The organism is Clostridium tarantellae, from assembly GCF_009295725.1.
Taxonomy (GTDB): domain Bacteria; phylum Bacillota; class Clostridia; order Clostridiales; family Clostridiaceae; genus Sarcina; species Sarcina tarantellae.
Map to the genome: position 1 here is coordinate 1 of NZ_WHJC01000685.1, position 395 is coordinate 395.

1 pseudogene is annotated in these 395 nt (G+C 34.9%); it reads left to right on the plus strand.

Annotated elements, in window-relative coordinates:
• Positions 1–29: 29 nt before the first annotated feature.
• A pseudogene (locus GBZ86_RS16835) lies at positions 30–395 on the plus strand (hypothetical protein); the annotation flags it as partial.

The window sequence follows — 395 nt, forward strand, 5'->3', positions numbered from 1 at the left end:
CAAGTAGGGATGTGGAGATAGTACGTCATGTGGAACGTTATGGGTTCATTACAATTAAGCAAGCTAGTCGCATTTGGTTTAGGACTAAAAAAGACTCCTACAATCTAGCACAACGTAGATTATCAGCTTGTGTGAAGTGTGACCAGTTAAAAGTTAACATCCAAAGATTTAAGCAAGATGATTGTAATATTTACTATTTAAAAGATGACTACAGCAGGGTTTCTAGGCATACCATGAAGATTATGGATATTTTTATAGAGCTACAGTTAATGGGGGCTAAAGTCAGTTATTTTAAAAGAGAAGAGAACTGGTTGGAAGGTCGTTATAGATCAGATGCTTTTGCTATCATAAACATGGAGGGCTATATAATTCCACTTTTTATAGAAGTATTAGAT